We start from the raw sequence: 13321 nt of genomic DNA on the forward strand, positions 1-13321 counted from the left end.
AGGAACTAGCATGAGCGATATTCATTATAATCCACTGCAAACTGACGGCTTCGAATTCGTGGAGTACACAGCCCCTGATGCTGAAGGCATTGCTGCTTTAAAAGACCTGTTTGGCAAGTTGGGTTTTACTGAAGTTGCTAAACACAAACGCAAGCAAGTATGGTTGTTTAAGCAAAACGACATCAACTTTTTAATCAACGCCGAGCCAGGCGGTCAAGCGGAAGAGTTTGCCAAAGCGCACGGCCCGAGTGTGTGCGGCATGGCATGGCGAGTTAAAGACGCAGAACATGCAGTTGCCCATGCGGTAGCCAATGGTGCGAAGCCATTCCAACGTAATCTAGCAGCCGGAGAAGAAGACTTCCCAGCAGTTTATGGCATTGGTGCTAGCGTCTTATATTTTGTTGATAAATTTGGCGAAGACAGCATCTATGGCACAGATTTTGATTTCTATGATAACTGGCAAGCGCAAATGCAAGAGCACGCTGCAGGCCTTTATGAAGTTGATCACCTAACTCACAACGTGTTCCGTGGCAATATGGATACTTGGGCTGGTTTCTATGAGCGGATCGGTAACTTCCGTGAAATCCGTTATTTCGATATCGAAGGCAAGCTAACGGGTCTCTTGAGCCGTGCGATGACAGCACCGTGTGGTAAAATCCGGATTCCAATCAACGAATCACATGATGATAAATCACAAATTGAAGAATACTTGCGCGAATACAAAGGCGAAGGTATTCAGCATATTGCGTTAACCTCAGATAATATCTACAAGACAGTACGTGATCTGCGTGCCATTGGTATGGACTTTATGCCGACGCCAGATACCTACTATGCGAAAATTGATGAGCGCGTAGAAGGTCACGAAGAAAATGTTGATGAGTTGCACGAGCTGCAAATTCTCATTGATGGCGCGCCCATGAAAGACGGTATCTTGCTGCAGATTTTCACTCAAACAGTAATTGGTCCGGTATTCTTTGAGATTATTCAACGTAAAGGTAACGAAGGCTTTGGTGAAGGTAACTTCAAAGCTTTGTTTGAATCTATCGAAGAAGATCAAATTCGTCGTGGGGTATTAAGCGATGCGTAAATGGATCAGCTTTCCGAAACAAGTAGGTACGGCTTCTAAACAAGCTCATGCAGACTTTCCGGAGCAAGCGATCTATGAACGCGAAGTAGGGCGCAGTGGGTTCTTTGGACCCGCTACGCACTTTCATCATCGCCATGCGCCAACCGGTTGGAGTGAGTGGACCGGCGAGCTGCGCCCACGTAACTTTGATTTTAATCAATTAACCCAAGTAGCCACCGAATCGCCGTGGCAGGTGCCCTTGTTGTTACATAATGCGCAATGCAAATTCCGTATTTGGCACTGTTCGCAAAAGATGCCATTTTTAGTGCGTAACGCTGATGGTGATGAACTTTTGTTTATCCACGAAGGGCGCGGTGAATTATTTTGTGATTACGGCCATATCACTTTAGAAAAAGGTGATTACTTCTCGATTCCACGATCAACCTCATGGCGGTTAGAGCCCCTAGAACCCATGCAAATTGTGATGATTGAGGCGACTAACAGTTCCTATCAATTGCCCGAGAAAGGTTTGGTGGGTAATCACGCTATTTTTGATCCTGCTTGTTTGGATACGCCGGATATTGATGCGCAATTTAAAGCGCAATACAGCGAAGATAGCTGGCAAGTGCAAGTCAAAAGACACGAGCAAATCTCAGTCATTACCTATCCATTTAATCCATTAGATGCAATTGGTTGGCATGGTGATTTGGCTCCAGTCAGAATTAACTGGCGTGATATTCGACCTTTAATGAGCCATCGCTATCACTTACCGCCATCAGCACATACCACTTTTGTCGCCGATGGTTTTGTGGTCTGTACTTTTGTGCCTCGGCCGATTGAATCCGATCCAGGCGCATTAAAAGTGCCGTTTTATCATAACAATGATGATTACGACGAAGTGCTCTTTTATCATGAAGGAGACTTCTTTAGTCGCGACAACATTGATAAAGGCATGGTGACTTTTCACCCCGCCGGGTTTACCCACGGTCCACATCCAAAAGCGTTTCAGGCCGGCTTAGAATATCGTAAGAAATTTACTGATGAAGTAGCCGTGATGCTAGATACCCGTAACCCATTACAGATGGGCGACGTGTGCGCAAGTGTGGAAAACCCAGATTACGTATATAGCTGGAAAGCTAAAGACGAGCAAAAGGCAACTTAGACGATGAAATTTGCAACTTATAGAAATGGAACTCGCGATGGCCAATTGATGTTGGTTAGCCGCGACTTGAGCAAAGCCGTAGCAGTACCCGCGCTTGCTGCAACCTTACAAGAAGTGTTGGACGACTGGGATGGTATTGCACCGCAATTAGAGAAGGTTTATCAAGCATTAAATGCTGGTGAGCTGAGTGATGCGCAAGCCTTTGATGAGCACTTATGTGAATCGCCATTGCCACGTGCTTACCAATGGGCTGATGGTAGTGCTTATGTGAATCATGTGGAGTTAGTACGTAAGGCTAGAAATGCTGAAATGCCACCAAGCTTTTGGACTGATCCTTTAATGTATCAAGGGGGTTCTGATGACTTCTTGGGCCCTAAAGACGAGATCAGCATGGCTGATACTGCTTGGGGAATAGATTTTGAAGGTGAAGTTGCGGTTATCACCGACGATGTCCCTATGGGGGTTAGTGCATCTGAAGCAGGCGAGTACATTCGCTTGTTAATGCTGGTGAATGATGTCTCGTTGCGTGGCTTGATTCCGAATGAACTGGGCAAAGGTTTTGGCTTTTTTCAATCGAAGCCATCATCAGCTTTTTCGCCAGTTGCCGTAACTCCCGATGAATTGGGCGCAAATTGGCGTGACAATAAGGTGCATTTGCCATTGTTGAGCTACTATAACAACAAGCCATTTGGTAAACCGAATGCCGGTGTCGACATGACCTTTGATTTCGCTCAGTTAGTTGCCCATGCAGCGAAAACTCGTCATCTCGGAGCTGGTGCTATTATCGGATCTGGAACTGTGTCTAATAAGCAGGGTACTGATCACGGTAGCGCAATCGATGAAGGTGGTGTGGGCTACAGCTGTATCGCTGAAGTACGCATGATAGAAACCATTCGCGATGGCCAGCCTAGTACCGGGTTTATGCAATTTGGTGACACCATCAAAATTGAAATGATTGATGCAGATGGGCACAGCATTTTTGGTAGTATCGACCAAGTTGTAGTGCAATACGACCCAGCTGCAGAATAACAGCGGAGTTAAGCATGGAACTCTACGGCTACTGGCGCTCAAGCGCCAGTTACCGGGCGCGGATAGCGCTCAACTACAAGCAAATTGACTATCATTATATTCCAGTGCATTTAATTAAAGAGGGTGGTCAGCAACACAAACAAGCTTACCGCCAGCTTAATCCTAATGGCTTGGTGCCTACCTTAGTCGATGGCAAGGTGATTTTGCATCAGTCGTTGGCGATCATGGAATATCTTGAAGATACTCATCCACAGCCTTCATTGTTGCCAGGTAATGCGCAGCAGCGGGGTGCTATTCGAGCACTAGCACTGGATATTGCAAGTGAGTTGCAGCCGCTCATTAATCTGCGTGTTCAGCAGTATTTGAGCCAGCAATTAGAGGTTTCAGATAACGCTAAGCAAGCTTGGTTACAGCACTGGTTTAAACAAAGTTTTCAGGCGTTTGAACGGAACCTAGAAGAGGTAGCCGGTGTTTATTGTGTGGGCGACCAGTTCTCTATGGCTGATGTGTGTTTGGTACCGCAGGTGTATAGCGCCCAGCGGTTTGGCATAGCGTTAGATGATTATCCCATCATGATGGGAATTTATCAGCGTTTGCTTGAGTTACCGTTTGTTGCAGCGGCACATCCAAGTAAACAGCCAGACGCCGAAGTTTAACTGATACTGTAACAGTTTTATCGCATCTTATTTATGCCCAGCTCGTATCTTGCTGGGCATTTTGCTTTAATGGGCTGATAACTCAGGTTTCATTCCCAATGGCTAGGTTAACAAGGAAACAATAATGAAAACAAAAGTAGCAATTGCTATTGCCGCAGCCTTGCTTTCGGCTGCTTGTGCAACCACCACTCCTACATCCTCTACAGCTGCGACGCAGGTCACTCCAGCGGTGTTAGCAACAGCACCTAATAGCCAAGCTCAAGTAGGGCAAGAGCTTACTTTAAAGCAGATTATGGCGGACCAAGATTGGGTGGCGCGGTCACCAGAAAGTGCCTATTGGATGCTAGATGGCAGCGGTGTGCTGTATCAGCAAAAACGTGCCGGCTCACAGCTACGCGATTGGTTTCATCAGCCGCTAACTAAAGCTGCTCATCAAGTACCTCTTGAGCGTCTGCATAACTATGCCTATAACGGTGGCGTTTATAATCAGGATCGTTCCCTGATTGCCTATACGTTTGAAGGTAATATCTTTGTTAAGCAGGTAGTTAACGGTGAAACCAGCCAGTTAACTCGTGATGAAGCGAGACAAAGCCAATTACAGTTTCTAACGGACGGCCGGCTAGCTTATCGCCAAGGTAATGACTTTTTTGTGGTGGATGTTAATACCGGCAAAACTGAGCAAATTGCGAGCTTAGTTAGTCAAGATAAACCACAAGCGAATCAAGCACCAAAAGATTTTATTGCACGCGAGCAACAGCAACTGATCGAGTTCGTCCAAGTAGAACGTCAGCAGCGCGCTGAGCGTTTTGCCCAGCAACAAGAGTTACAACAAAAAAATCCTTCGTTGGCGCCCGAATCCTTTTATCTGGGTAAAGGTAAGCAACTGGTAGCAGCGAGCTTGTCGCCAGCCGGTGATAAAATGATCGTAGCTATTAGCGATCCGCAGCAATGGCGGGCTGATGGCGATATTATGCCAAACTATGTGACCGAAGACGGACGTGTGGCAGCAGAGTCGGTGCGTGCACGGGTAGCCGATGCTAAGCCGGTAGAGCATCAGTTGTTGGTGTTAGATTTAACCAGCGGTGAGAAAACCCAGTTAACTTATAATTCGTTGCCCGGTTGGAACGAGGATGTGTTGGCGGCAGTGCGAAAAGAAAACTATGCCGCTGAAGGAAAAACCTATACGTCTAAAGAACAACCACGGCCGATTACTTTAATGCAAGATTGGGGGTGGCAAGCTGGCGCCGTTCGTTGGACCCATGATGGGCAGCATGCGGCAGTAATGCTAGAAGCTTGGGATAACAAGGACCGCTGGATTGCTAGCATTGATTTTGCTGGTAAAAAACTAGTGAATCAAGAACGCTTGCATGATGAAGCTTGGATTAACTACACCCATAATGAGTTTGGTTTCTTACCCAATAGCGATACCTTGTGGTTCCAGTCTGAAGCAGATGGTTATGCACATTTATACGTCAAACCTTTAACTGGTAAGATCAAGCAGTTAACTCAAGGTAGCTTTGTGACGGAAGACCCAACGGTGAGTCACACGGGTGATTATATTTATTTTAGTGCCAACCAACCGCATCCAGGCAACTACGAAGTTTTTCGGGTGAATACAGCAACCGCAGAACTTGAGCAGCTAACTCGCTTAGGTGGTATCAATAATTATGAATTAAGCCCCCAAGAAGATAAGTTACTAATCAAACACTCATCGGCCCTGCAGCCAGAAGAGCTCTATGTGCAAACATTAGACGACGCGGCCCAGCCAGAGCGATTGACGACAACGGTCACTGATAGTTTTATGGCCTTTGATTGGGTTGCTCCAGAAATTGTGCCGATACCATCGAGTCATGTTGATCATCCTATCTATACCCGGGTGTATTACCCCAAAGATTATGATGCAAATCGTGCTGAAAAATACCCGGCCGTAGTCTTTATTCACGGCGCCGGCTATTTACAAAATGCCCATGCTGGCTGGTCAGGTTATCAACGTGAATTTATGTTCCATACCTTTTTAACCCAGCAAGGGTATGTGGTATTGGATTTAGATTATCGTGGTTCTAAAGGATATGGTCGTGATTGGCGTACAGCCATCTATCGGCAGATGGGAACACCTGAAGTAGAAGATTTGGTAGATGTTGTGAATTGGGCTGGTGCTAATACTAATGTTGATGTTGAACGCATGGGTACCTACGGCGGCTCTTACGGTGGCTTTTTAACTTTCATGGCACTGTTTAAAGAGCCAGGGTTATTCAAAGCCGGTTCAGCGTTACGACCTGTCAGTGATTGGGCTCATTACAACACAGGTTATACCTCGAACATTTTGAATTTACCGGATGATGATCCTATTGCGTATCGTCGTAGCTCGCCGCTTTATTTTACTGAGGGGCTTCAAGATGCATTATTAATCAACTCACCTATGGTAGATGATAATGTCTTCTTTCAGGATAGCGTGCGCGTAGTTCAGCGCTTAATTGAGCATGAAAAAGAAAACTTTGAAACCGCTATTTTTCCGGTCGAGCCTCATGGTTTTCGTCAGCCTTCAAGCTGGTTAGATGAATACCGCCGGATCTTTAAGTTGTTTGAAGACAACTTAAAATGATTGAAGCAGGGCTAACCTAATGCGTTAGCCCGCTAGCTAAATCAAGAAAGCCAACAAAAAAGCCGCAATCGATGATGATTGCGGCTTTTTTGTTGGCCTGAGCGAACTCGCTCTTAATGAGTGTGTTCGCTACAGCCTTGTGACTTACTGTGTTTTACTCATTGGCGCAGTAATCACACTTTTAGCTTCTGCAAAACTCGCAACTCGAGCATCTTTCGTAAAAGCTACACGATGGCTGTTATCTGACGCCTTTAATGGCTGATAATCACCATCACGAGCTACCGCAGCAGCTTTCGCCATAGCAGCGCTCGTCATCTTGCCTCGCACAGCGGTAGCTACAGGTGCTTCTGGTGCAGCCGGAGCTTCTACTTCAGCTTTAGCCGCTGCCTCTGCTTCAACTTGAGCTGGTGCTTCAACAGTTTTTGCTTCAGCAGGAGCTTCTACTTCAGCTTTGACCGGTACTTCTGTTTCCGCAGGAGCTTCTACTTCGGTTGTAGCCGGAGCCTCTGTTTCAGCAGGTGCTTCAACTTCAGCTTTGACCGGAGCCTCTGTTTCAGCAGGAGCTGCTACTTCAGCTTTGACCGGTACTTCTGTTTCAGCAGGTGCTTCTGCTTCAACAGGAGTTTCTACTTCTGTTTTAACCTGTGCTTCTGTCTCAGCTGGTGCCGATTCTACAGGAGTTTCTGCTTCGGTTTCAGCCACAGCTTCTGCTTTAGCAGGAGCTTGTTCTTCTGTTGCAGCCGGTGTTTCTGTCTCAGCAACTGCTGCTTCCGCAGGAGCTTTTACTTCAGCTGTAGCTGCTTCTACAGGAGCCTTTTCTTCGCTCGGAGCCGCTGCTTCAACTTGAGCTGGGGCTGCTTGCGCTTCTGCTTCAACAGGAGCTGCTGCAACCGCTGCTTCTGCGGTAGAATCAGTACCGTTTTCTGTTTGCTGGGCTTGTTCGGCTTTACGACGTTGGCCCGCTGCGCGTTGATGACGCGGTGAACGACGGCTGCGATTGCGCGGCGCGCGTTCGGTTTCAGTCGCTTCGCTATCGCTAGCATCAGTTGTAGAGGTCGCTGACGTATCCGTTGTTTCAGTTGGGGTTGCAACATGGCCGTCATCAGCTTTTGCTGTGTCGGCTGCAGTCTTAGTACCACCGTCATGAGCTTGGTTATCGCCGCTAGGACTGGTCACGCTCGCTGTTGCAAGTTCAGCGTTTTGCGCTGCAACAGCTTGAGTCGTGGTCGCTGCACCATCAACATCGCCAGTACTGATACGTACAGAACGCTCTAACTTACGGCGTTGACGGCGTTGTTTTGGTGCTGCCGGCTTAGCTTCTGTTGGCGCTTCGTCATGATTAACAGCTTCTGCGGTAACCGCTTTGTTGACGTCAGTATTTGCCTGGTCGTTGTTTTTATTGCGATTACGACCACCACGACTGCGACGATTACTACGCTCTTTTTGACCATCACTGGCTTTACCATCATTTGCTTTAGCGGCATCAGCTGGCTTATTGTCTTTGCTTTGCGTGGTTTTTGCCGCAGCATCTTTGCGCTCATCATCGGTGTCGCGTGAACGTGAGCGGTTATTGCGACGACGGTTATTGTTACCACGATTATTACGACGGTTATTATTAGGACGGCGCTGTTGCTGTTGCTGCTGCTTTTGCTCAGCTTCGTCCGAGTCGCTGCTAAACAAATTAGCCAACCATTTACCTAATCGTGACAACAAACCTGGGCCCGCAGCTTCCGCTACTTGGGCTGGGCTGGCAGCTGCAACTGTTGGTGCTGGTGCTGCCGGTGCCTGTAAGCCTTTTAAGGCAGGCTCTTCAAAGCTTGGCTTGTCTTTATTCAAGACCACTTCGGTGGTGGTGTTGTCTGGCTTCTCGATTAAGGTGAAGCTATTAGCTTCATCCACTTCATCGTTACGTAAACGCTTCACATCAAAATGGGGCGTTTCTAAATGAGGGTTAGGAATAACCAGCACAGAAACGGTATGGCGCTTTTCGATATCTACGATAGATTGGCGTTTTTCATTCAATAAATAAGTAGCTACCGTAACAGGCACCTGAGCTTGGATCTGAATGGTATTGTCTTTTAGGGCTTCTTCTTCAATTAAACGAAGAATAGATAATGCCAAGGATTCGGCCGAACGAATCGTGCCATGACCACTACAACGCGGACAAACATGGTTAGACGCTTCACCAAGTGATGGGCGCAGACGTTGCCGTGACATTTCTAATAAACCAAAGCGTGAAATTCGAGTCACTTGGATACGAGCGCGGTCTTGCTTTAAGCTATCGCGCAAACGATTTTCAACTTCACGTTGATGACGAGCAGGGGTCATATCAATAAAATCAATGACAACTAAACCACCGACATCGCGTAAACGCAGTTGTCGTGCAATTTCTTCGGCCGCTTCTAAGTTGGTTTGAAAAGCCGTTTCTTCAATATCGCCACCTTTAGTAGCGCGAGCAGAGTTGATATCAATCGAGGTAAGTGCTTCAGTTGGATCAATGACGATTGAACCGCCCGATGGCAACCGCACTTCGCGCTGGAAAGCTGATTCTATTTGGCTTTCAATCTGATAATGATTGAATAGCGGCACGTCACCTTGATACATTTTAACGCGGCTGACGAAATCAGGACGGATTAAAGTGACATGATCACGAACCATATCGAAGACTTTCTGATTATCAATCAGAACTTCACCGATATCACGGCGCAGATAGTCGCGAATCGCACGGAAGACAACATTGCTTTCTTGATGAATAAGGAACGGAGCAGGGCGCGCATTGGCTGCTTTTTCAATAGCATCCCAATGGTGTAGCAACACGTTAAGGTCCCACTCAAGTTCTTCTTGCGACTTGCCAACGCCCGCAGTACGTACAATTAACCCCATGGATTCAGGTAAGTTTAGGGCATCCAATGTGGCTTTTAATTCTGACCGTTCTTCACCTTCAATACGGCGCGAAATACCACCTGCACGTGGGTTGTTTGGCATTAACACCAGATAGCTACCGGCTAATGAGATAAAGGTCGTTAGAGCTGCGCCTTTTTGCCCGCGCTCTTCTTTATCTATCTGCACAATAACTTCTTGGCCTTCTTTAATAACATCTTTGATGTTAGGGCGGCCAGAGAAAGAGTAACCACTAGGAAAGTAGGTTTTGGCAATTTCTTTAAGGGGAAGGAAGCCGTGGCGCTCGGCACCATAATCAACAAAGGCGGCTTCTAAACTGGGTTCAATTCGGGTAATTTTACCCTTATAAATATTAGCTTTCTTTTGTTCGTGACCAGGGCTTTCGATATCTAAATCGTACAAGCGTTGGCCATCAACGAGGGCAACACGCAATTCTTCTTGCTGTGTTGCATTGATCAGCATTCTTTTCATTAGTTGTGACTCTTTATAAGGCCACAACCCAGCACGACTGGCCTAAGCCATCGCCATTTCAGGTTTGAATTGTAGTTTGCCAAACTCATAACATATTGAGTTCTGGCTACTCCCGTTGTGTTCTTACATCAACACCAACGTGAGTTTTGCAATTGGTTACCAAGCCGAAATGCGCTTGTTATAAGTCGTACTGCGTTGCAGCACTGGTGTTACTAAAGTGATTCGATTCAGGGGCGGGCGCGCTGGTTTCAGCCTTTCGCTATAAATCAAAAAGGAGGACTAACCTATCTTCCGTGCCGCCAACTTCTCGAAACCCAATTGACCGATTTTCTTTATCGGATGCAATCTGGACTAAATCGTAAGCTGGGGTGGACTCGTTAGTACTAACGCAGCTCCGCTCAAATCACGCGTAAAAATATGTTTGCCTGTTTTACGAGCCATCAGAATTCAGCATGATGACCACGTACCGCGCTCAATCAACCGGTGCGGATTTTTCCGGTATCCGATTGTCGCATAAAAATTGGTGCAAATACAAGATGAACATTGTCAAGGGTTAGTGCTAAAATCCGCATCCTATGACAGAGACAAACCAAACTTCGCAGGTGCGCCTGCAAACAATCGATGCCGACTATGCCGGTCAGCGAATTGATAATTATCTTATTGCGCAGTTAAAAGGGGTGCCCAAATCGTTGGTGTACCGAATTTTGCGCAAGGGAGAAGTGCGGGTAAATAAAAAACGAGCCAAGCCAGAATATAAGCTTCAAGCTGGGGATATCGTAAGGATTCCGCCTGTTCGAGTGGCTGAAGCAAACCCGTTACCATCAGTTCATTTAGACCGCGTGCAAGCCTTGCAAGAACAGATCTTGTATGAGGACGATATTTTGTTGGTGATTAATAAGCCAGCAGGATTAGCCGTTCATGGTGGCTCGGGGCTGCAGTTTGGCCTGATTGAAAGTTTGCGGGCCTTGCGTCCTCAAGCTAAACAGCTAGAACTCGTACACCGGTTAGATCGTGATACCAGCGGCTGCATACTTATCGCTAAGCGCCGCTCGGCACTGCGCCATTTGCATGAACAATTGCGCAGCAAAACCATGGATAAACAATATTTAGCGCTGGTGCGCGGGCAATGGCAAGAGCATGTTAAGTTTATTGCTGCCCCCTTGCAGAAAAACACCCTCAAGTCTGGTGAGCGAGTAGTTCGGGTTGACGCCGAAGGTAAGCCTTCGGAAACTCGATTTCGGGTGATCGAGCGCTTTGGGCAGAAAGTTAAAGCTCAAGTTCAGGCGAGTTGCACCTTGGTTGAGGCGTCACCTATCACCGGCCGTACCCACCAAATTCGGGTGCATGCTCTGCAAGCAGGCCACCCCATCGCCTACGATGATAAGTACGGTGATCGTGAATTTGATCAGCAACTGCAAGGCTGCGGGTTGAAACGATTATTTTTGCATGCCCATCAGCTTAGTTTTCAGCATCCACAAACACTTAAAACGATCACAGTGAATGCGCCGTTGGATCATCAGTTGACGCAAACCTTGCGTGCCCTAGGTGGAACCAAATTCGTATGAAGTATCCGTTAATCATAGTGGACTGGGACGGTACCGTAATGGACTCCGTTGCTCGTATCGTCGCCTCGATGCAAGCCAGCGCCAGAATTCTCGAATTACCGGTGCCGTCAGTGGCCGCGGTCAAAGATATTATTGGTATTAGTTTACAGCCAGCCATCGAAAAGCTATTTGGCCGTTTTACTACGGAGCAAATGGTGCGTTTTACCGATGTTTATCGGCAACAGTACGTGGTCGATTGCCAAACCCCGTCGCCACTTTTTGCGGGAGCATTAGCCACTTTGCAGCAGTTACGGGAGCAAGGCTATCAACTTGCGGTAGCAACCGGTAAAGCTCGTCAGGGCTTGGAACGGGCTTGGGATGAAACAGCTACGCGGCAATTATTTGATTTTTCGCGCTGTGCTGACGAAGCTAAATCCAAACCCGACCCAACCATGCTGGTTGATATTTTAACTGCCGCCAAACGTCAGCCTCACGAAGCCGTAATGATTGGGGATTCTATTCACGATATGCGCATGGCTGCTGCTGTTAATATGCCTCGTATTGGGGTGGGCTTTGGCGTGCATGATGCCGCTCAGTTACAACCATATCAACCGCTCGCCATCATTTCGCAGTGGCCGGAGTTGTTAGCGCACGTGTAAGGCAGTCAGACTGCAAGATCATCAAGCAAGTTTAAGTGAGACCCGATATGAACCTAGTGTTAGCCTCCACCTCACCTTTTAGAAAAGCACTCTTAGAAAAAATCATTCCTACCTTTACGGTCGCCGCACCAGAAGTGGATGAAACACCGCTAGCCGGCGAAACAGCACCGGCGTTAGTTGAGCGCTTAGCCCAAGCAAAAGCCAAAGCGTTGGCGTCTCAGTATCCTCAGCATTGGTTGATTGGTTCTGATCAGGTCGCGGTGGTCAATGGTGAGATTGTTGGCAAACCTCACACGGTGGCTAATGCAATAAAACAGCTTCAAGCCGCGCAGGGTAAATCAGTAACTTTTTATACTGGGCTAGCTCTTTATGATAGCCATACCGGCGCTATGCAAAGTTGCGTAGAACCTTTTGTAGTTCACTTTCGCGAGTTGAGCTTAGCTGAAATTGAGGGCTATATTGCGCTGGAGCAGCCATTGCGCTGTGCCGGTAGCTTTAAAAGCGAAGGCTTAGGTATTAGCTTGTTTGAACGCTTAGAAGGGGATGACCCTAATAGTTTGATTGGTTTGCCATTACTGCGCTTGCTGCAGATGTTACGGCAGTGGGGTTATAATCCATTGACCAGTACATTTTAAAAATGCGAAAATCACTTGTGTTCACTAGGCGAATCCTTTAACATTCGCGCCCTATGCAGAAGGTTCGAGTACCGATTACGGTCGATCCGGTTAAAAGTGCCGGCAAACAAGTTTCTTATATCGGATTAGTTCCGGGGAAGAGTCTTGCGCGTTTGCAAGAGCTGTTATTAGAGCCGATGTCTGATGTTGATGTATCATTAAGTTTTGATACGGATGCACAAGGCATCAAACGGTTAACGGGTCATGCTGAAGTTACTGTGTGTGTTGCTTGTGAACGTTGTTCAGATGCAATGCAATGGCCAATTTCATGTGATTTTGTTTATGCTCCGATAACGAAGCGGCAAAAGGCCACCGAGATGCCGGAAGAGTACGAACCGATTGAGCTTGACGAGCTGGGCGAAATTAATCTGCATGCCTTGGTCGAAGATGAATTGATGTTGGCGTTACCCGTGGTCATTAAACACGAAGAGCGCGAATGTCGGGTAGATAGTAAAGCAATGCAATGGGGCAAGATTGATGATGCTCCAGCAGCAAAAGATAATCCTTTTGCGGTATTGCAGGAATTAAAGCGTAAATAAACTTAGGAGATAGCGTAA

10 protein-coding genes are annotated in these 13321 nt (G+C 47.1%); 9 read left to right on the forward strand and 1 reads right to left on the reverse strand.

Going from position 1 to position 13321, the window contains the following annotated elements:
* Positions 1–10 precede the first annotated feature (10 nt).
* The 5 genes from hppD to NOG12_RS01980 all read left to right on the forward strand — a co-directional run bounded on the left by hppD (position 11) and on the right by NOG12_RS01980 (position 6515).
* Positions 11–1087 (forward strand): 4-hydroxyphenylpyruvate dioxygenase, encoded by a 1077-nt coding sequence (gene hppD, locus NOG12_RS01960; RefSeq protein ID WP_313932267.1) that lies wholly within the window; start codon positions 11–13, stop codon positions 1085–1087.
* Complete coding sequence (locus NOG12_RS01965; RefSeq protein ID WP_153825687.1) at positions 1080–2228, forward strand: homogentisate 1,2-dioxygenase; 1149 nt, start codon at positions 1080–1082, stop codon at positions 2226–2228. The genes hppD and NOG12_RS01965 overlap by 8 nt, the downstream gene beginning before the upstream one ends.
* A 3-nt stretch (positions 2229–2231) precedes the next feature.
* Positions 2232–3257 carry a fumarylacetoacetate hydrolase family protein gene (locus tag NOG12_RS01970; protein WP_110075149.1) on the forward strand — a complete coding sequence of 342 codons (1026 nt, stop codon included), beginning with the start codon at positions 2232–2234 and terminating at the stop codon, positions 3255–3257.
* 14 nt (positions 3258–3271) lie between these two features.
* Complete coding sequence (gene maiA, locus NOG12_RS01975; protein WP_313932268.1) at positions 3272–3913, forward strand: maleylacetoacetate isomerase; 642 nt, start codon at positions 3272–3274, stop codon at positions 3911–3913.
* Between the two features lie 124 nt (positions 3914–4037).
* Positions 4038–6515, forward strand: a complete 2478-nt coding sequence (locus tag NOG12_RS01980; RefSeq protein ID WP_313932269.1) for a S9 family peptidase — start codon at positions 4038–4040, stop codon at positions 6513–6515.
* 144 nt (positions 6516–6659) lie between these two features.
* Here the strand turns inward: NOG12_RS01980 and rne are convergent, their stop codons facing one another.
* Entirely contained in the window at positions 6660–9887 is a 3228-nt protein-coding gene (gene rne, locus NOG12_RS01985) for a ribonuclease E (RefSeq protein ID WP_313932270.1), read from the reverse strand.
* Between the two features lie 575 nt (positions 9888–10462).
* Here rne and rluC point away from each other — a divergent pair.
* From rluC to yceD, 4 genes are read left to right on the forward strand one after another with little or no spacing between them, the layout of a single operon-like run.
* Entirely contained in the window at positions 10463–11452 is a 990-nt protein-coding gene (gene rluC / locus NOG12_RS01990) for a 23S rRNA pseudouridine(955/2504/2580) synthase RluC (RefSeq protein WP_153825682.1), read from the forward strand.
* On the forward strand, positions 11449–12090 hold the full coding sequence (locus tag NOG12_RS01995) for an HAD-IA family hydrolase (protein ID WP_313932271.1): 642 nt from the start codon (positions 11449–11451) through the stop codon (positions 12088–12090). The genes rluC and NOG12_RS01995 overlap by 4 nt, the downstream gene beginning before the upstream one ends.
* A 47-nt stretch (positions 12091–12137) precedes the next feature.
* The gene (locus NOG12_RS02000) at positions 12138–12725 is read left to right on the forward strand and encodes a Maf family protein (RefSeq protein WP_153825680.1); all 588 of its coding nucleotides are present in this window, start codon (positions 12138–12140) and stop codon (positions 12723–12725) included.
* A gap of 53 nt (positions 12726–12778) precedes the next feature.
* On the forward strand, positions 12779–13303 hold the full coding sequence (yceD, locus tag NOG12_RS02005) for a 23S rRNA accumulation protein YceD (protein ID WP_313932272.1): 525 nt from the start codon (positions 12779–12781) through the stop codon (positions 13301–13303).
* The last annotated feature ends 18 nt before the right edge of the window (positions 13304–13321 follow it).

This window comes from Pseudidiomarina fusca (genome assembly GCF_032227045.1).
Lineage (GTDB): Bacteria > Pseudomonadota > Gammaproteobacteria > Enterobacterales > Alteromonadaceae > Pseudidiomarina > Pseudidiomarina fusca.